Origin of the sequence: Defluviimonas sp. D31, from assembly GCF_033436765.1 — a bacterium.
Taxonomy (GTDB): Bacteria; Pseudomonadota; Alphaproteobacteria; order Rhodobacterales; family Rhodobacteraceae; genus Albidovulum.
The window spans coordinates 180,826-199,251 of record NZ_JAWQFN010000001.1; the positions used below are offsets into that span (position 1 = coordinate 180,826).

At 66.2% G+C, this 18,426-nt stretch carries 15 protein-coding genes; 4 read left to right on the forward strand and 11 right to left on the reverse strand.

Annotated features, from left to right (window positions below):
- Nucleotides 1-27 precede the first annotated feature (27 nt).
- The 3 genes from R5H32_RS00870 to R5H32_RS00880 all read right to left on the reverse strand — a co-directional run bounded on the left by R5H32_RS00870 (nucleotide 28) and on the right by R5H32_RS00880 (nucleotide 4,386).
- Entirely contained in the window at nucleotides 28-576 is a 549-nt protein-coding gene (locus R5H32_RS00870) for a hypothetical protein (protein ID WP_318336799.1), read from the reverse strand.
- A complete protein-coding gene (locus R5H32_RS00875) occupies nucleotides 569-3,526 on the reverse strand; it encodes an efflux RND transporter permease subunit (RefSeq protein WP_318336800.1) in 2,958 nt (985 codons plus the stop codon). The genes R5H32_RS00870 and R5H32_RS00875 overlap by 8 nt, the downstream gene beginning before the upstream one ends.
- A gap of 89 nt (nucleotides 3,527-3,615) precedes the next feature.
- Nucleotides 3,616-4,386 (reverse strand): hypothetical protein, encoded by a 771-nt coding sequence (locus R5H32_RS00880; protein WP_318336801.1) that lies wholly within the window; start codon nucleotides 4,384-4,386, stop codon nucleotides 3,616-3,618.
- 493 nt (nucleotides 4,387-4,879) lie between these two features.
- On the opposite strand from R5H32_RS00880, the gene R5H32_RS00885 reads away from it, so the two are divergent.
- Nucleotides 4,880-6,046: a hypothetical protein gene (locus R5H32_RS00885; protein WP_318336802.1), complete on the forward strand. Its 1,167-nt coding sequence runs from the start codon at nucleotides 4,880-4,882 to the stop codon at nucleotides 6,044-6,046.
- Between the two features lie 153 nt (nucleotides 6,047-6,199).
- On the opposite strand, the gene R5H32_RS00890 is transcribed toward R5H32_RS00885, so the two are convergent.
- From R5H32_RS00890 to R5H32_RS00905, 4 genes are all read right to left on the reverse strand, one after another.
- Nucleotides 6,200-6,760, reverse strand: coding sequence for a sarcosine oxidase subunit gamma (locus R5H32_RS00890; protein WP_318336803.1), 561 nt, complete (start codon nucleotides 6,758-6,760; stop codon nucleotides 6,200-6,202).
- Entirely contained in the window at nucleotides 6,753-9,734 is a 2,982-nt protein-coding gene (locus tag R5H32_RS00895; protein ID WP_318336804.1) for a sarcosine oxidase subunit alpha family protein, read from the reverse strand. The genes R5H32_RS00890 and R5H32_RS00895 overlap by 8 nt, the downstream gene beginning before the upstream one ends.
- Complete coding sequence (locus tag R5H32_RS00900) at nucleotides 9,731-10,054, reverse strand: sarcosine oxidase subunit delta (RefSeq protein WP_318336805.1); 324 nt, start codon at nucleotides 10,052-10,054, stop codon at nucleotides 9,731-9,733. The genes R5H32_RS00895 and R5H32_RS00900 overlap by 4 nt, the downstream gene beginning before the upstream one ends.
- Nucleotides 10,055-10,166: 112 nt before the next feature.
- Nucleotides 10,167-11,411 carry a sarcosine oxidase subunit beta family protein gene (locus R5H32_RS00905; RefSeq protein WP_318337325.1) on the reverse strand — a complete coding sequence of 415 codons (1,245 nt, stop codon included), beginning with the start codon at nucleotides 11,409-11,411 and terminating at the stop codon, nucleotides 10,167-10,169.
- Nucleotides 11,412-11,619: 208 nt separating this feature from the next.
- On the opposite strand from R5H32_RS00905, the gene ccmI reads away from it, so the two are divergent.
- From ccmI to R5H32_RS00920, 3 genes are read left to right on the forward strand one after another with little or no spacing between them, the layout of a single operon-like run.
- Entirely contained in the window at nucleotides 11,620-12,819 is a 1,200-nt protein-coding gene (gene ccmI / locus R5H32_RS00910) for a c-type cytochrome biogenesis protein CcmI (protein ID WP_318336806.1), read from the forward strand.
- Complete coding sequence (ruvX, locus tag R5H32_RS00915; protein ID WP_263332757.1) at nucleotides 12,816-13,292, forward strand: Holliday junction resolvase RuvX; 477 nt, start codon at nucleotides 12,816-12,818, stop codon at nucleotides 13,290-13,292. The genes ccmI and ruvX overlap by 4 nt, the downstream gene beginning before the upstream one ends.
- Entirely contained in the window at nucleotides 13,289-13,525 is a 237-nt protein-coding gene (locus tag R5H32_RS00920; protein WP_318336807.1) for a DUF1289 domain-containing protein, read from the forward strand. The genes ruvX and R5H32_RS00920 overlap by 4 nt, the downstream gene beginning before the upstream one ends.
- Nucleotides 13,526-13,541: 16 nt before the next feature.
- Here the strand turns inward: R5H32_RS00920 and R5H32_RS00925 are convergent, their stop codons facing one another.
- The 4 genes from R5H32_RS00925 to R5H32_RS00940 form a co-directional block, all read right to left on the reverse strand.
- Nucleotides 13,542-14,315: a hypothetical protein gene (locus R5H32_RS00925; RefSeq protein WP_318336808.1), complete on the reverse strand. Its 774-nt coding sequence runs from the start codon at nucleotides 14,313-14,315 to the stop codon at nucleotides 13,542-13,544.
- Nucleotides 14,309-15,127 (reverse strand): sulfite exporter TauE/SafE family protein, encoded by an 819-nt coding sequence (locus R5H32_RS00930; RefSeq protein WP_318336809.1) that lies wholly within the window; start codon nucleotides 15,125-15,127, stop codon nucleotides 14,309-14,311. Before R5H32_RS00930 ends, R5H32_RS00925 begins: the two co-directional genes overlap by 7 nt.
- Nucleotides 15,128-15,214: 87 nt before the next feature.
- Nucleotides 15,215-16,228 carry a tRNA dihydrouridine(20/20a) synthase DusA gene (gene dusA, locus R5H32_RS00935; RefSeq protein ID WP_318336810.1) on the reverse strand — a complete coding sequence of 338 codons (1,014 nt, stop codon included), beginning with the start codon at nucleotides 16,226-16,228 and terminating at the stop codon, nucleotides 15,215-15,217.
- 151 nt (nucleotides 16,229-16,379) lie between these two features.
- Nucleotides 16,380-18,083 carry an amidohydrolase gene (locus R5H32_RS00940; RefSeq protein WP_318336811.1) on the reverse strand — a complete coding sequence of 568 codons (1,704 nt, stop codon included), beginning with the start codon at nucleotides 18,081-18,083 and terminating at the stop codon, nucleotides 16,380-16,382.
- Nucleotides 18,084-18,426: the final 343 nt, after the last annotated feature.

Below are 18,426 nucleotides of genomic sequence, written 5' to 3' on the forward strand. Positions count from 1 at the left end.
AGAAACCTGAACATAACGCGCCTCCGTTCAATGGCCGGTGCCGGTCTCGGCACCAAAGAGTTCGGCGGCACCAACCGACACGATCACGGTTCCCACGGGCGGGCCCGACTTCAGATAGACCGTCTGATCCTCGATCCGATCGACACGTACCGGCAAACGGACGTAATGCCGTTCGATCTCGTTCTCGCCGTAGACCCAGGTTGTGCCGTCGGCCCAGTAGATCAACGATCCATAGGGCACAGTGAGCTGCGGCTGGACCGGCACCTTGACGATCTCCGTCGGATCCTCGGATGCGGCGACAGGCTGGAGCTCCTCGACCGAGGAGACCACGAGCTCCTCGGCGGGCGGTTCCGGCGGCATCCATTCGGAGACTTCCGCCATTTCCAACCCGAGCCGCGTCACCGCATTCGGGATCAGCTCGATAACATTGCGCCCTTCGTCGTCCACGGTCATGTGCCAGGGGATCGGCGCGTCGGAGACATATCCGCCCCCGCCCCCCCCGGCCGCCAGAAGCGGCGCGGGACAGGTCAGACCGAAGGCGAGGCACAGCATCGGCATGTGTCTGATATCACGCATTGACTTGTCCTCCCCTTGCGAGAGCCGCGTCCGACTCGGGATCAGCGAGCGCCGGCAGGACGAAGCGCGACATCACGGCTGCGCCCACCAGGCCCGCGACCAGCGCCACGGACGCCGGCCAGATGAACTCCAGCCCCGGCGCGAACAGCGCGATTGCCGGAACGAGCGCCAGGATTGTCGCCATCTTGGCCGTGAAGAGCGCCGCCATCGCCGGGTCGCGGGCATCGAACCGCATCGAGGTCGCCGCATCCTTCAACCCGATGCCGAAGGCAGCCACCGCGCCGATTGCCGCGGCCACCGACCACACGCCCAAAGCGAAGGCCGCAAGCGCCGCGATCGAGCCGATCGACGCCGCATAGACCGTCGCCAGCACCGCACGCGACCAGCTGTCGAGCGCGACCTGCATCAGGAGCACGATCCCGATCGCGGCCGCGATCGCGACCTGCCAGATCGGAATGCCGCCGCCAGTCGAGGCGAGCGCGGCTCCACCGACCACCTCCGCATGGTATTCGAGCGGATAATCGATCGCCGCGAGCGCAGCCTCGACCTCGCGTACCAGCGCCATATCGACCGAAGGCGCCGTGACCGCGATCTCGACGAAGCGCGACACGGCCGAGCGGTTGATGAAGGCCGGCATCGACGAGATCCGCACATCGGCCAGCTCTGACAGCGCCACCTTGCCTGCAGGCGCGTCGATCAGCGCGGTCTGGATAGCCTCGACCGAACCACGATGGGTTCCATCGCCCCAAACGACCACGTCGAACACCTTCTGGTTCTCGAAGAACTGGCCAACCTGAATCCCCGCGACCAGCGCCGAGAGCGCGCGACGAACATCGCCCGGCTTGGCACCGTATTGCGCGGCCTTGTCCAGATCGACTTCGACTTCGACCACCGGCTCAAGCTCGGTCTGACGCAACTCGGCGCCGCTGATGCCTCCGATGGCGACCAGTCTATCCGCGACTTCCTGAGCCTTGGCATTCAACTCGTTGAAATCATGGCCATAGACCCTGACCAGCATGTCCGCGCTCGCCGTCGGCGGCGCGGCACGCGCGATCTGGCGGTTCTGATAGCTCGTGACCGAAGCCGCAAGACCGGCCTGTTCAACGATCCGGGCGATCTCGGGCTCGGCTGCGGCCGGGCTCACACCATCGGCGAGCGTCAACCATATCGAACCGGCGTTCGCGTTCAGAACCTCGTCCGAAATCTCGGCCCGGCCGACCTGCAGCGCCGCATGCGCGACAGAGTCGCTTGCGAGCAGCGTATCGGACAGCGCCTGTCCTTCAGCCATCACGACCTCGAGCGACGTGCCGGGTGCCGAGTTCCACTCGACAAGCACGTTCTCGTTGCGGAATTCCGGCGCCGCGGCCATGTTGACCATCGCGACGACACCCGCCCCGCCGGCCACCAGAAGACCAACCAGCGCAAGACCTGGCATCCGCGAGACGCCCGCCCCGGCGGCCGCGAAGGCCGGCGCGGCAACGTGCCTCTGGTCACCGATCAGCGTGCCAAGAGCCGGCGCCACCAGCAGCGCCGCCACGAGCGACAGTGCGATCGCGACCATATAGGGCCAGACCGAGGCCGCCGCGACTGCACCGCTGACGCCGTCAAGGAACATGAGCGGCGCCGCGGCGAGAAGTGCCGCAAACGTGGTGACGACCAGAAGCGTCCGCTTTCGATCGTTTGCCTCCGCGCCGGCCGGAGCCGCCGCCTGAAGCGCATCGTGAAGGATCATCCCGGTCGCAGCGAACAACCCGGCGAGCAGCGCACCGCTGACCACCCCGTTCATGTTGGTGAGCAATCCGACCGACATGAGCGCCGCGGCACCGGCGGTGAAGCCGGAGACGGCGGTGAAGCGCCAGTCGCGCGACGCGAGCGCGATCACGGCCAGCGCCGCCGCCGCACCGAGCGCCGCCACGAGCCGGATCCGGTCTGCTGCGCGCTCGGCGATCGCACCGGCGGTATAGATATCCATGTTCACGTCAACGCCGGGCAGACCCGGCTTCATGCCGGCCATAGCGCGTTCGATGTCGCGCACGACCTCGGCCGTGCTGGCCCAGGGGAACTTCTCGATAACCATGAGAAGGCCCGGCTTGCCGTTGATCAAGGCATCGCCAATGAGCGGCTGGTGCCCCTCGACGACCTCAGCGACGTCGCCGATCGCCATTTCGGGGTTGCTCGACAGCGGCAGCCCCATCATGTCCGTCGGGGACACGATCGGGAAGACGTGCTGGATGCCGAGTCGCTGGTTCGGCGTGTCGATGAATCCGCCGGTTCCGGGCGTCGATGCGTTCAGATACGAAAGCGGCGATACCCACATCGAGTTACCCGATGTCCGGATGATGTCCTCAAGCCGGACGCTGTTTTGCGACAGAACATCGGGATCGGCGATCACCTGCATCTGGCGCTGACGTTCGCCCCAGATCGAGATGTTCGCGACGCCCGGAACGCCCGAAAGCCGCGGCCGGATGGTCCAGCGCGCGAGCACGGAGAGGTCGATCTGCGACAGCGTTTCGGAGCTCAGGCCGATCTGCACGACCCGCGCGTCGGTCGCGACGGGCTGGCGCATGATCGGAGGCTTGGAGACGTTGGGAAGCGCATGAGCGGCCGTCAGCCGCTCCTGCACCATCTGGCGCGCGATCATCAGGTCGGTGCCGGGCTCGAACACCATTTCGATCGAGGACAGTCCCGTGATCGAGCGCGAGTCGATCCGCTGGACCCATGGCAGGCCATTGAGCATGTCCGCCTCTAGCGGAACCGTGATCATCGCCTCGACTTCCTGGGCAGCCAGCCCGAGCGCCTCGGTCTGCACCTCGACGATGGTCGGCGAGAGGTCCGGAAGCAGGTTGACGGGCATCCGCCGGAACTCGATCGCGCCGACCACCATGACCACGACACTGACCACGAGAATCAATAGCCGGTATCGGACGGCAGCCTCGTAGATCCTGGTCATGTCAAAACCTCCTATTAGCAGTCGCTACAGACCTGCTCCGAAAGCCTCCTCATTCTCCGACTGATTGGCGCTCTTTCGACGCCGCCGATTCAGTCCTCGGTTCTTTGTGCTGGTGTCGTCGCGGCATAACCAAAGCCGCGACCGTCTATTTCGAGCGCAAGCTCTCTGGCGCGCTCCATTCCTGTTTCGTCCAGTTCAATGACTTCAGTGAGAAAAAGCTCTTCCTTGTTCGGATCGTCGCCCTTGAAGCCGATCTTCACGAGCCCGACGTTCGGCGCGTAGTACTTGGTCTGGAACACGCCCTCCTCGGTCTCCTGATCATGCTCGTCGATCGCTATCACATCCGCAAATTCGCCCGCGGGCACCGTCACCGTCAGCCCCGCCTCTGTCACCTGACCGCTGTCGGTCCAGTTCACCGGCGGAGGCGCGTAACCTTGCGAAAGCTCGGGGTCGCCGACCTTGGGATCGGCCACCAACTTGATGCCCGCCCTGGCACCCTCGGGCACGCCAGCATACCAGAGCTTCGCACCGATCAGCTCTTCGCCATCGAATGCCTCGGTCAGCTCGCCCACATGCCAGACATTCCCGTCATTGTCCTGCGCCCTGAAAGCAATCTCCTGCTCGATCAGGGTATCGTCCTGGAAATCCTCCTCCAGAAGGACAAGCACACGGATTCCCGCGACCATCTTCGTCAGGTCGGTAACGGTGGCGACATAGAGGTGCTTTACCTTTTCGCCGGCGTCGTCGACGGTCCACCCTTCATAGGCCATCTGTTCGCCCGGTCTTAGCGGCGTCCAGACGTTGTCGATGACATGAGAACGGTCACTGAAATTGTTTGCGTCAATCTCGAGCAGTTCCACTTCCGCCACTGCCGGTGTCACGAATAGAAACGCCAATCCTGCAACAAGTCCGCCCCGAACACCCATAACCTCCCCCGAACCCCATGCGGCCAGTCAATAATGCCTGACACATGTATGACTAGCGGATGAAAATCGATGAGATACCATTGTCACATAGGTCGTTTCAGCCAGCAATTACCCAAAGGATTTAGTGAGCATGCCGAAATGCCGCCGCTGAAACAACGCCGAAATCAATGCGCGCCTCCTGCCCGCGGCGATCAGGTCTTTCTATTATAATTCAATATCTTACTGCGATATTTTCAAGCACCCTCGCGCCCATCCGGCGCCGACGAAAACGCCCGGCGGCGTCTCGATTCCGAACGTTCCCAGCTCGCTTGCCTTCTTGTGGCGAATAGGGCGCACAGCCATGTGACGATCATAATATGGTTCACAATTTCGCCTGACATGTGTCAGATTGGACCCGTTGAGCAGCTAAGACGCGATCAAGGTAACAATGACAATTCAATACGACCGCGCACCGGACTTTCGCGTGTTCCGCAGCTTCTGCCTCGCCGGAGTCGGCATGGCCTTCTCCACGATGGCGGCGACAGCCGAGGAGTGCACAGCACCGTGCCTGGACACCGCTTTCACGCTGGAGTTGCAGGCTGACTGGATCTTCGACGCCACGCCACCACCTTCCAAGTCGACCAGCCTTGAACCGACGCTGACCCTCGACCTCCTGTTCAGGGCCACCGAGGCGTTCAGCTTCGTCGGCTCCATCACCGCGGAGAACATCAGCGAAAGCCCCAATGCGGCCGGGTTCGTCTCGGATGGCCCCGGCGCCTATATCGGCGAGGTTTTTGGCCAGTACGAAACTGACCCGTTCAGCTTCCGTGTCGGCAAGTTCGATCCCGATTTCAGCCTCGCCAGCGCGGCGCTCAGCGACCTCTATGGCACCGACATCGTGGGCGATTACGACGCCGAGGAGCGCTGGGGCGTCCAGGCCTCCGTGCCCTTCGAGGCGGCGTCGGTGTCGCATGCCGTGACCGTCAACCTTTTCACGACCGACCGCACGGTCCTGAACCGCTCGATCGGCTCGCAGCGGCCGCGGCTGACGCTCGCCGACGGCGGGGCCGGCAATGTCGAGGGGATCGGTTCGGCCGGCATCTTCTACGACTTCTGCTCGGGCGCCGAGGCCGCGAACTGCTTCGAGGAGGGCGATGCCGGTGGCCGGTTCGGGCTGCGCTACCAGAAGGCCGGCGCCCAGACTGAGGAGCAGATCGACGAGGAGATCGTGCCCGCGGACGAGATCGGCTATCTCGGCGCGGTCACCAAGCGCTTCTCGCTTTCGGACAGCGCCGACCTGATCCTGCTCGGAGAAGTTGCCTATTTCCGCAACTTCGAGAGCGCGCCCGAAGATGCACTCTTCAGCACGGCAACCGCGGCCATCGAATCCGGACCGCTGACCTACACCGCGACCTTTACCAACCGGAAGACAGAGGTCTTCGGGGAGCCAGACGCGACGGACGAACTTATCGCCCTTGGCGTGATCTTTCGGCCGGCCGAATCGGCTTTCGGAACCGGTGCCAGCTGGATCCTCGACGCCGGACTGGCATTCCTGGACACCGCCGACGGCGAAGAGGAGAACCGGCTGGGCCTTCGCGCAACGCTCGAGTTCTAGACCGACTGGCATCGCCTCTCAGAAGGCGTCCAGTCGGGGCCTGCCGCTGAACAAAACGCCCCCCGGACAACCGGGGGGCGTTTTGCACTGTCTGGAGCTACTCGCCGGACAACCGACCAGCCCCCGCCCCCTGGAGGACCGGGGACTTCCGAATTACGCCGGGAACGGTTCCGAACCGGTGCGGGCCGACACTTCCAACGCGCCGAAGACATAGCCCGCGGCGGAGCGGAACGAGACAAGGCTGAACTCGTCCTCCGCCGACTTCCAGAGCGCCGCGGCGACCTGGGCCGCGCGCGTGCGGCGGATCTCGCCCTCCGCGAGGGTCTCGAAGTCGACCGGGCAGAGCTTCAAGAGCGCCTGGCTCGCCTTCGCGCCCTTGATGCGGAACATCGCGCGGGCGTCGGAGACGTCCGCGACGATGTGGTGCTCACCGGCAAGCGCCTCTTCCAGCGCCGCCACCGTGGCCAGCGCTTCGGTGTAGGGCACCATGATGAGAAGCTCGTCCGGCGACATCCAGGCGGCAGCCTTGTCGCCGGCGATGACGATCCGGCGTGCCTCCGGAACGGCGGTGCCGGTCGCTGCCTTCACAGCCTTCTTCATCTTGGCCGAGGCCAGGTCACCGCGAACGGTGATCATGCCCTGCAAGCCCGCTTCGGACACCTCTACGAAACCCTTGTGAGAAACGCCCCCCAAGGCGCTGACTGCCTTAGACATTTTGCTTTTCTCCATCCTTGTCGTAGAAGACGGGATCGACGATCCGCGCCTTGACCACCTTTCCATTGTCCACCGGGAAGTCGATCACCTCGCCCATCCGGTCGGGACCGTGCTTCACGAGCCCCATCGCGATCCCCTTGTTGAGGGTCGGCGAATGGTAGGTCGAGGTCACCCGGCCCTGCATGTTGCGCTGGCCGTTGGCGTTGTAGCCCTCGGCGACAGCGTAGGCGCCGTCCGGAATGACCGCTCCGTCGAGCGTCTCGAGGCCAACGAGCTTCCACCGGTCCGGGCTCGCCATGAAGGAGCGTTCCTGGGCGCGCTTGCCGAGGTAGTCTTCCTTCTTCTTCGAGATCGCCCACTGCAGGTTAAGATCCTGCGGGATCACGGTGCCGTCGGTCTCGTCGCCGATCATTATGAAGCCCTTCTCGGCCCGCATGATGTGCATGGCCTCGGTGCCGTAGGGCATCACGCCGAACTCCTCGCCGGCCGCGATCAGCGCGTCCCAGAAGGCGCGACCTTCCGACGCCGGAACCGCGACTTCGAAGGAAAGCTCGCCCGAGAACGAGATCCGGTGCACCCGCGCGCGGAACCCGCCGAGCGTGCCCTCACGCCATTCCATGAACGGCAGCGCCTCTTTCGAGAGATCCATGCCGCCGAGTTTATCGAGCAGTTTCCGGGCGTTCGGGCCCGCAATTGCCACCTGCGCATACTGTTCGGTGACGTTCGCGGTATAGACCTTCCAGTCCCACCACTCGCACTGGAGCCAGTCTTCCATCCAGCCGTGGATGCGGTCCGCACCCCCGGTCGTGGTGTGGCAGAGCCAGGTGTCCTCGGTCAGGCGCACGACGACGCCGTCGTCCGAGAGGAATCCGTTCTCGTTGCACATCAGACCGTAGCGACATTTGCCGACCGGCAGCGTCGACATCATGTTGGTGTAGAGCATGTCGAGGAACTTGCCCGCTTCCGGCCCCTTCACGAGGATCTTGCCGAGCGTCGAGGCGTCGAGCAGGCCCACCGAGTTCCGGACCTGCCGGATCTCGCGGTTGACCGCGTCGTGGACGCCCTCGCCCGAGCGCAGGAAGCAGTACGGACGGCGCCAGAGACCGACCGGCTCCCAATGGGCGCCGTGGGTCTCGTGCCATTCGTGCATCGGCGTCTTGCGCAGCGGCTGGAAGATCTCGCCGCGCGCCTCGCCCGCGATCGCGCCCATCGAGATCGGCGTGTAGGGCGGGCGGAAGGTCGTGGTGCCGGTCTCCGGGATCGCGCGGTTGAGCGAGTCCGAGAGGATCGCCAGACCGTTGATGTTGGAGATCTTGCCCTGGTCGGTCGCCATGCCGAGCGTGGTGTAGCGCTTGGTGTGCTCGACCGACTCGTAACCCTCGCGGGCGGCGAGCTGGACGTCCGACACCTTCACGTCGTTCTGCGGGTCGAGCCACATCTTGAACCGCAGCGCCGGGCCTGCGCCCTGCGGCATGATCCAGACCGGCATCAGCGGTTCTTCCGCCTCGGAGACGGCGCCGGGCGCCGTGCCCTTGCCGCCGACCGCCTGATGGGCATCGGCCAGCACGTCCTGGGCGGAGAGGATGCCGTTGGCCGAGCCAACGGCGGTCACCATCGCCGCGCCGTCCTCGCCCGTCGCCGGACGCTTCGGGTCGGGACGGAACATCGCCAGATTGTCGTCCCAGTTGAGCTTGCCGCCGCAATGGGACCAGAGATGGACGACCGGCGACCAGCCGCCGGACATCGCGACGGCGTCGCAAGCGATCTGCTCCAGTTCGGCGCCCTCGCCGGCCTGGATGCAGGTCGCGACCCCGGTGACGCGCTTGCCGCCCTTGACCTTGGCAATGCCGTGGCCTTCGAGCACGCGCACGCCACGGGCGCGCACTGCCTGCGGGAGTTCGCCCTTGGCTTCGGGGCGCGCGTCGATCACGGCCGGAACCACGAGGCCCGCGTCGAGCAGCGCCAGCGCGGTGCGGTAGGCGTCGTCATTGTTAGTCACGATCACGGTGCGGTCGCCGGGGCTGACCGCCCAGTTGACGACGTAGTCGCGCACCGCCGAGGCCAGCATGACGCCGGGTATGTCGTTGCCGGCGAAGGAAAGCGGCCGCTCGATCGCGCCGGTCGCGGTGACGACATGTCCGGCACGCATGCGCCAGAGCCGGTGACGCGGGCGTCCGTCGCCCGGCGTATGGTCGGCGATGCGCTCATAGGCCAGGAGATAGCCGTGGTCATAAAGACCCGAGGCCATCGTCCGGGTGCGGAGCGTGACATTCTCCATCTTCTCAAGCGCCTGGACGGTTTCCTTCACCCAGCTGTCGGCGTCAGCGCCCTCGATCTGGACTCCGTCGACGACGGCGCGGCCACCCCAGTTCGCGGTCTGCTCGACAAGCCAGACGCGCTTGCCCTGCTTGCCAGCGGCGAGCGCCGCGGCAAGGCCGGCGATGCCGCCGCCGACGATCACGAGATCGGCGAAGGCATAGGCATACTCGTAACGGTCCTCGTCACGGCTCTGCGGCACCTTGCCGAGACCTGCGGACTGGCGAATGATCGGCTCGAACACATGTTTCCACGCGAAGCGCGGGAACATGAAGGTCTTGTAGTAGAAGCCCGCCGGCAGGAACCTGTAGAACTTGTCGTTCAGTGCGCCGACGTCGAACTCGAGGCTCGGCCAGTGGTTCTGGCTCGCCGTCACCGCGCCTTCGAAAAGCTCGGTGGTCGTGGTGCGCTGGTTCGGCTCGAACCGGCCGCCCTCACCGAGACCGACGAGCGCGTTCGGCTCTTCCGCACCCGAGGCCACGACACCGCGCGGGCGGTGATACTTGAAAGAACGGCCAACCATCATCTGGTCCGCGCCGAGCATAGCCGAGGCGAGCGTATCGCCGGCGAAGCCCTTCATGGGCTTGCCATTGAAGGTGAAGGACAGAGCCTTCGAGCGGTCGATCAGGCGGCCGCCTTTCTGAAGACGCGTGCTCATTTGTAGCCCTCCCAGTTCGGGCGTTTCGCCTTGATCTTCGCTTGCATGTCCGCAGGCGGTTCCTTGGTCTGCGCGCTGTAGGTGCCGAACACCTCGAGAGTCGCGGTGCAGCGCGCGGCCAGGAACCACTTGCCGCAGCCATAGGCATGCCGCCAGCGTTCGAAATGAACGCCCTTGGGGTTCTTGCGGCTGAACATGTAGCTGTCGAACTCTTCGTCGGTCGAGCCCGGCCCGTAGCGCTTCAGATGCGCCTCGCCGCCGGCCTGGAGCTCGGTTTCCTCGGCTTTCACGCCGCAGTAGGGGCATTCAAGGGTCAGCATGTCGTTGTCCTTTCGGAAGCCGGCCGGGAGCGTTGCCCCGCGCCGGCTGGTACTTGAACCAGTGGCGAACCGGCCGGCGCCCCCGGGATATTTCTGGCAAGATGAAGGGCCATCAGTGCGCGACCCCGGCGGCGACGCTTTCGTCGATGAACTTGCCTTCGCGGAAACGGTACATGGAAAACTCCTCGGCCAGCGGCGAGTGGCCGCGCGCCATGAGTTCCGCCATCGCCCAACCCGAGCCAGGGATCGCCTTGAATCCGCCGGTGCCCCAGCCGCAGTTGACGAAGATGTTGTCGACGGGCGTCTTCGAGATCAGCGGCGAACGGTCGCCGGTCATGTCGACGATGCCGCCCCACTGGCGCAGCATCTTCAGGCGCGAGATCATCGGGAAGGTTTCGACCAGTGCGCGGACGGTTTCCTCGATGTGATGGAAGGAGCCGCGCTGGGTGTAGTTGTTGAACCCGTCGGTGCCGCCGCCGATCACCATCTCGCCCTTGTCGGACTGGCTCATGTAGCCGTGCACGGTGTTGGCCATCACGACCACGTCCATGCAGGGCTTGATCGGTTCGGAGACGAGCGCCTGGAGCGCCAGCGATTCAATCGGCAGCCGGAAGCCCGCCATTTCCGCGAGCACCGAGGAGTGACCCGCGACAACCATGCCGAGCTTGTCGCAGTCGATCGCGCCCTTGGAAGTGTCGATGCCGACGACCTTGCCGCCTTCGGTGCGGATGCCGGTCACTTCGCATTGCTGGATCACGTCCATGCCCATCGCAGAGCAGGCGCGGGCGTAGCCCCAGGCCACCGCGTCGTGCCGCGCGGTGCCGCCGCGCGCCTGGTAGAGCGCGCCGAGGACCGGGTAGCGGGGGCCGTCGATATTCATGATCGGCACCAGTTCCTTCACCCGCTGCGGCGAGATCCACTCGGTCGCGACGCCCTGCAGGTTGTTGGCATAGACGGTGCGCTTGTAGCCGCGGACCTCGTGCTCGGTCTGGCCGAGCATGAGAAGGCCGCGGGGGGAGAACATGACGTTGTAGTTCAGGTCCTGGCTCATCGTCTCGTAGAGCGAGCGGGCCTTTTCGTAGATCGCGGCAGAAGGATCCTGCAGGTAGTTCGAGCGGATGATCGTGGTGTTGCGGCCGGTGTTGCCGCCGCCGAGCCAGCCCTTCTCGATGATCGCGACGTTCGTGATCCCGTAGTTCTTGCCGAGATAATAGGCAGAGGCGAGGCCGTGGCCGCCGGCGCCGATGATGATCGCGTCGTATTTCTTTTTCGGCGCGGGCGAACCCCATGCACGCTCCCAGCCGAGATGATAGCTCATCGCGTGGCGAGCGACTGCAAAAGCCGAGTAGCGTTTCATGGCCATGTCGAATCCCCCTTCGGGCAGCGTATCCACCCACGGCGCCTACTTAAACGCAGGGTGATTTGCGACAGGCTGGCAAGCGTCGCTATTGGGAAAAATGCGACATGAGCCGCCATATGCGACAATCTCACCGCCCCTGAACCGGGCTTTGCCCTTTCGGGACCGTCCCGAAACGCTTAGATGATGGCGGAACTTCGGAGGCAAAATGCTCTTCTGGATCGTGTCGCTCGCCCTAGCCGCCGCCGCCGGCGCGGCGCTTCTGCGCTCGCTGGCCCAAGGTGGCCGGCAGGTCGCCGCCAATGCCGACATCGGTGTCTACCGCGACCAGCTGGCCGAGGTGGACCGCGATCTCGCCCGCGGCGTCATTGAACCGGCCGAGGCGGAACGCACCCGACTCGAGGTGTCGCGGCGGCTTCTGGATGCCGACCGGACCGGCGGCCCGGCGGGCACGGCGCGCGGATCGGTCACGATGCCGGTCGCCGGCATCGTTGTCGCGCTGGCGGGCGCCTTCGCGCTCTACCTCACGATCGGCGCTCCCGGGTATCCTGACCTGCCGATCGGCCAAAGGATCGAGCGGGCGGCGGTCCTCCATGACGAACGTCCCTCGCAGGCCGAGGCGGTCGCCTCCGCGAAGCTCCCTGCCCCGCCCGCACCCGATGTGGCCTATGCCGGATTGATGGAGCGGCTCAGGACCGCGGTGGCGGAGAATCCGGACGACATCACCGGTCAGCGGCTGCTCGCCCGCAACGAGGCCGCGCTCGGCAACCACATGGCCGCCGCCGAGGCGCAGGCGCGCGTCATTGCGCTTGCGGGCGACGCGGCGACGGCCAACGATCACGCGACGCTGGCCGACAGCTACGTGCTCGCGGCCGGCGGCTATGTGTCGCCCGAGGCGGAGGCCGCGCTGACCGAGGCGTTGCGACTCGATCCGGGAAACCCGACCGCCCGGTTCTATACCGGGCTGATGTGGGCGCAGACAGGGCGTCCCGACCGGGCCTTCCAGGTCTGGAAGGCCCTGCTCGAAGAGGGTCCAGAGGACGCGCCCTGGATCGCGCCGATCCGGGCGCAGATTGAGATGCTGGCCGCCGCGGCGGGTGTCCGCTACACGCCCCCTGCCCCGGCAGCGTCCGGTCCGGACGCCGGCGACATCGCGGCAGCGGCCGAGATGAGCCAGGAGGAGCGCCTCGGCATGATCCGCGGCATGGTCGACGGCCTTGCCGAGCGGCTCTCCGGCGAGGGCGGACCGGCCGAGGACTGGGCGCGGCTCATCACCTCGCTCGGGGTCCTGGGAGAAACCGAGCGCGCGAAGGCGGTCTGGACCGAGGCGCAGGCGGTCTTTGCCGGCCACGAGGCGGATCTGGAAACCGTGCGGGCCGCCGCACGTCAGGCGGGGGCGGCAAAGTGATCCACGACGCTTTGGACAGCTTCGTCGCGGCCCTTCCGCGCGATCGCGCGCTCGCGGGCCTCGACCTCGGCGAGAAGACCATCGGCGTCGCCGTCTCGGACCGGCGGCTTTCGGTCGCGACGCCGCTGGAGACGATCCGGCGCAAGAAGTTCACGCTCGACGCGGCAGCACTGCTGGCGATCTGCGAGAAGCGCGAGATCGGCGGGATCGTGCTTGGCCTGCCCTTCAACATGGACGGCAGCGAGGGTCCGCGCTGCCAGTCGACCCGCGCCTTCGCGCGCAACCTCAGCCGTCTCACCGACCTCGCGATCGGCTTTTGGGACGAGCGGCTGTCGACTGTGGCTGCGGAGCGGGCGCTTCTTGAGGCAGATACGACGCGCAAGCGTCGCTCGGAGGTGATCGACCACGTCGCGGCGGGGTATATCCTGCAAGGAGCGTTGGACAGGATCGGGCATATGAGGCGGCAGGGATGACGGACGAGGTCTGGAAGCGGCAGGAGATCGACAGCCCCTGCGTGAAGATCTGCACGATCCACCCCGTGGAACGGCTCTGCGTCGGCTGCCTGCGCTCGATCGACGAGATCGGGCGGTGGGGGCGGATGACCCCCGAGGAACGGCGCGCGGTCATGGCCGATCTGCCTGCGCGCCAACCGCGGCTGCGGCAAAGACGCGGCGGCCGGGCGGCGCGGACGGGCGGCAGGGACTGAGCCCGCGCGGCCTCGGTCAGACCTTCAGCCAGTCGGCGATGCCGCCGGGCAGTTCGGGGCGGAAATAGGCGATGATGCGGCCCTCCGGAGGGGCTTCGGCGCCCTCGGCCCAGGGGCTGATGCCATGCAACGCCAGGCGATGGATCAGCACCGCCTCGCCCGGTCCGGCATCAAGGACAACCCGCTCGCACGTGGCGAAGGCCTCGCGCCGGGCGGCGTGGTAGGCGTCGGTGACGTCGACCTCGGCCCAGCAGGCTGTCGGATGCCCGGCGAGCGCCTCCGAGAAGGCCCGCGCCATGATCCGGTGACTGCCCTCCCAGACGGCCGGGGGACTCGCACCCGGCCCGGTTCGGGTCAACGGCAGGCCGAGAATCCAGGCATGCGGCTCGCGGATCATCCGGCGCCGGTCCGGCCCGACCGGCAGCAGTCCGTCCACATGCGCGGAGTCTCGCGTCAGCCGGTACCGGAACGCGGCGTCGCTTTCCTCGGCCCAGGGACGCGGATAGCCCGGATAGACCGTCGAGAGCTGCGCGCGGTGAAGTGGTAGCCGTCCCGTCAGGGTCTCGACCGCGTCGATGGCGGCGCCCGCCAGCGGCACGCCCCCGACCGCGCCTGCCGCGTCGTTCGGCAGCGCATCCAGCCCAACGTCCCAGGTGCCGCCGCATCTCAATGGCTCCGCGCCCGCGGCGAGGGCCAGGAGCGCTGCCGGCAGGGCTGCGGCGGTCCAGCGGGCCAGTGCGGGATCGGCCGGAAACCGCGCCCAGCCGCGTGCCGCGAAGACCGCTACCATCCTGCCGCCTTCCGCAGCATGTTGAGCGCGACGAGCGCGAGAAAGACCGCAAAGACGCGCCGCAGGGGCTTCGGGTCCATCGCATGGGCGAGCTTCACGCCCCAGGGCGTCGTGATCAGCGTCATCGCGATGATCACGACGAAGGCCGGCAGATTGACCGCGCCCACCGTGTAGGGTGGCGCGCCGGTAACTTCGGTCAGCAGGAACCCGGCCACGGAGGGCACGGCGATCACCACGCCGAAACCCGCCGCCGTCGCCACGGCGCGATGAATCGGCACCCCGTGCAGGCTCATCAGCGGCACTCCGAACGACCCGCCGCCGATCCCCATCAGCACGGACAGGAAGCCGACCGAAGGCGACAAGACCGCGCGACGCCCGCCCTTCGGCATCTCCGGCGCGAGTCGCCAGTCCGTCCGACCGAAACCGAGATAGAAGGCGACCAGGAGCGCCAGCGCTCCGAAGATCGCCTGCAAAGTCGGCGTCCTGAGCTGGGCCACGGCAAGCATGCCAACCACCGCGCCAATGGCGATCCCGGGCGCCCAGCCCTTCAGGATCGCCCAGTCGACGGCGCCCTTGCGGTTATGCGCCAGCACCGAGCGGATCGAGGTCACGATGATCGTCGCGAGCGAAGTCGCAAGGCAGACCTGCATCACGTCCGGCCCGCCATAGCCGAGCCCGGTGAAGGCGTAGTAGAACGCCGGCACCAGCACGATGCCGCCACCGACGCCGAGAAGCCCGGCGATCACACCGGCAAAGGCACCGATCGCCAGCAGTAGCGCCAGCATCGGCATGAGATCTGACATGAGCGGCATCGGCTACCCTTCCCCATCACACACTTAGCGGGATAGCGCGGGACAACCGCGAAAGCCAGCGTCAGCCGCCGGTGGAAAGCGCCGGCTTCATGCCGCGAGATCAATCATCGGCGCCAGCGCCGCGTCAAGAACCTCGAGCCCCGCTCCGGGTGCATTGGCGCGCTCCGAAAGGATCCTGCGCCAGGCCCTCGCCCCTGGCTGGCCGTGAAAGAGCCCGAGCATGTGCCGGGTGATCTGGTGCATCCGGCCTCCGCCTTCCAGATGGCGCGCGATATAGGGCCGCATCCGCTCGACCACCTCCCGGCGCTCGGGGCCGGGACCCGCGCCGAAGATCCGCGCATCGGCTGCGCCGAGCACCTCGTAAGGTTCTTGATAGGCCGCTCGCCCGATCATCACCCCGTCGAGCCCCTCGGCCAGGAATGCCTCTGCCTGATCCAGCGAGGTGATGCCGCCGTTGACCGATACATGAAGATGCGGGAACGCGCGCTTCATCTCGGCGACGAGCGGATAGTCGAGCGGCGGGATGTCGCGGTTCTCCTTCGGGCTCAGCCCCTTCAGCCAGGCCTTGCGGGCATGGATCGCGAAGCGGCCGACGCCGGCTGCCGACACGGTTTCGAGAAAGGCGGGAAGCACCTCCTCCGGCACCTGTTCGTCAACGCCGATCCGGCATTTTACCGTGACCTCCACCGGGCTTGCCGCGATCATCGCGGCGACGCAGTCGGCCACGAGCCCCGGCCGCTCCATCAGCACCGCGCCGAAACAGCCCGACTGCACCCGGTCCGACGGGCATCCGACGTTGAGGTTGATCTCGTCATAACCGAAATCGGCGGCGATCCGGGTGGCCTCGGCCAGCTCCTCCGGCTCGGAGCCCCCCAGCTGCAACGCCACCGGCCGCTCGGTCTCGTCGAAGCCGAGGAGCCGCTCGCGGTCGCCATGGATCACCGCCGGCGCCGTGACCATCTCGGTATAGAGCAGCGCCTGGGCGCTGATCTGGCGGTGAAAGTGCCGGCAATGCCGGTCGGTCCAGTCCATCATCGGCGCAACGCTCAACCGAGCCGCGCGGCGCACCTCGGAAATCGTTGATTTTGCGTGGCCTTCCATCATGGGTCCGGTTTGCACTCTAGCTGGCTTCGTCCTGTCCGGGCTCGAACTCCGGCGAACTGCCGCACGATGTAGCAACTAGAACGGCCCGAGGCAATTTTTCCAGAAAAGGTCACCTGCCGCCCGATCCTTCGCGGTCGCCACTCCGGGACTAGGCCTTGAACACCTGCCGGCCGTCCATCCAGGTCTCCAGCACCTCAATGTCCTTGATCCTGTCCGGGTCGACCTGGCGCGGGTCCTGATCGAGGATCACCATATCGGCGAATTTGCCGGGCTCGAGGCTGCCGATCTCGTGTTCGGAATAAAGCTGCCAGGCCGCCTCGGACGTCAGCGCCCGGATCGCGGATTCGACCGAGATCCGCTCCTCCGGCGCCAGAACGTAGTCCGGCTCCTTCCAGGTCTTCCGGGTCACGGCCATCTCGATCATGTGCAAGGGATCCGGGTCGGTGACGAAAAAATCGGATTGGAGTGTGAACCTCACTCCCGCCTCCTCGCAGCTCTTGCAGCGGTCGAGGAGCCGCGCCTTGTCCTCGCCGAACACCTCGTCCCGCATCGCCACGCCCCAGTAGTGGACGTGGCCGATGAGGAAGCTGGCCGAGACGCCGAGTTCCTTCATGCGCGCGATCTGCTCGTCATGCAGGATCGAGCAGTGCTCGATCCGCGCGCGGATCATCGACATGTCGATGCCCGCGTCCCGCAGCGCCTCGCAGGCATCGAGGATGTTGTCGATCGCCGCATCGCCGTTGCCGTGGATCGCGAGATGCCAGCCCTTGCCGGCCCGGTCGAGCGCCACGCTCTTTAACTCCTCAGGCGACATGTAGGCGAGCCCCCGGTCGTCGGAATTGAGATAGGGCTCGCGCTGCAGGCCGGTGAAGCCCTGGTTCGATCCGTCGGCGATCAGCTTGTAACCGGCAACGCGTGCCAATGCGTCGCCGTCTCCCTGCTTCACACCCGCGGCGTCCCAGGCCTCCGCGCCGATCGTGTAGAACGGATAGGCGCGGAGGCGCGCGTTCAGGCGTCCGGACCCCGACGCGGCGGACATGATTTGCAGGTCGGCGGGCGACTGTGTCACGCCGCCAAGACTCAACTCGCTGACTGTAGTAAGGCCGAACCGGCTCCATCCCGACAGATGCCCGATCAGCGCCTCGACGGGCTCGGTCGAGGTCAGCAGGGGATAGGCGCTCAACACCTTGAGGAAGGCCACGTTGTTCTTCATGACACCGGTCAGGTTGCCGTCCGCGTCGCGCACGAACTCGGCTCCCGGCGGGTTTTCGACGTCCTCGCCGATCCCGGCCGCCTCGAAGGCCTTGGAATTGGCGTAGGCGACGTGCCCCGAGGCGTTCAGGAGAAACACCGGATGATCGGTCGAGACGGCATCGAGCTCCGCAAAGGTGAGCGCATCGGGTCCCTCCTGCACGGCAGGGTCGAAGTTGCGAAAGACGAGCCACTCGCCCGCCGGGGTCTCGGTCGCCCTCTCGGCGATCCGGTCGAGAACCTCGGCGACAGTGCCGAAGCGCGCCATGCCGACGTATTCCGCGATGGCGTCGATCATGGCACCCGAGATGACATGCGTATGCGGGTCGATAAAGCCCGGCAGCATCGTCCTGCCGGCGAGATCGATGATCCGGGCATCCTCTCCGGCCGCATTGCGCGCATCAGCGTCGGAGCCCACCGCAAGGATCGTGTTGCCGCGGATCGCAATCGCCTCGGCTTCGGAGAAATCCGCATCGACCGTCAGGATGGTCCCGCCGGTGAAAACCGTGGCGGCGGTGTCCTGCGCCTGCGCGGCCGCGGGCAGGAGATGCGCCGCGCCGACGGCGGCGATGCCGCCCTTCAGAATGCCCCGCCGGCTCACACTGCCGGGAACCGAAAGCGGAGACTTCGCCGGGTCCGTCTGGGCCAGCCTTGTAACCGATCGATTGTGCGCGAACAATTGCCCGAACGCTCCGCCACAGCAGGCGCATCCACAGGTTTCCCTGGCCATTCCCTGATCCCCCATCTGCCGCTACACAACCCGGGGACATGCATGCGAGTTTCATGATCTTGATAAACCATGCTAACAGTTCCCGAAGATCGCTGAAACCGCGACCGACGGGGCATGAAGCTGGCGCCATTCGACAGGAACGCCCGGCAAGGGAAAGGCACAGAGCAATCGGCGCGCAGGCGACCGAGCCGGGCAGCAGCCCTTCGCTTCCGGT

Coding starts and splice junctions, on each gene's coding strand:
- R5H32_RS00870 (WP_318336799.1), bottom strand. CDS start 576: ATGCGTGATATCAGACACATGCCGATGCTGTGCCTCGCCTTCGGTCTG.
- R5H32_RS00875 (WP_318336800.1), bottom strand. CDS start 3,526: ATGACCAGGATCTACGAGGCTGCCGTCCGATACCGGCTATTGATTCTC.
- R5H32_RS00885 (WP_318336802.1), top strand. CDS start 4,880: ATGACAATTCAATACGACCGCGCACCGGACTTTCGCGTGTTCCGCAGC.
- R5H32_RS00890 (WP_318336803.1), bottom strand. CDS start 6,760: ATGTCTAAGGCAGTCAGCGCCTTGGGGGGCGTTTCTCACAAGGGTTTC.
- R5H32_RS00895 (WP_318336804.1), bottom strand. CDS start 9,734: ATGAGCACGCGTCTTCAGAAAGGCGGCCGCCTGATCGACCGCTCGAAG.
- R5H32_RS00900 (WP_318336805.1), bottom strand. CDS start 10,054: ATGCTGACCCTTGAATGCCCCTACTGCGGCGTGAAAGCCGAGGAAACC.
- R5H32_RS00905 (WP_318337325.1), bottom strand. CDS start 11,411: ATGAAACGCTACTCGGCTTTTGCAGTCGCTCGCCACGCGATGAGCTAT.
- ccmI (WP_318336806.1), top strand. CDS start 11,620: ATGCTCTTCTGGATCGTGTCGCTCGCCCTAGCCGCCGCCGCCGGCGCG.
- R5H32_RS00920 (WP_318336807.1), top strand. CDS start 13,289: ATGACGGACGAGGTCTGGAAGCGGCAGGAGATCGACAGCCCCTGCGTG.
- R5H32_RS00925 (WP_318336808.1), bottom strand. CDS start 14,315: ATGGTAGCGGTCTTCGCGGCACGCGGCTGGGCGCGGTTTCCGGCCGAT.
- R5H32_RS00930 (WP_318336809.1), bottom strand. CDS start 15,127: ATGCCGCTCATGTCAGATCTCATGCCGATGCTGGCGCTACTGCTGGCG.
- dusA (WP_318336810.1), bottom strand. CDS start 16,228: ATGGAAGGCCACGCAAAATCAACGATTTCCGAGGTGCGCCGCGCGGCT.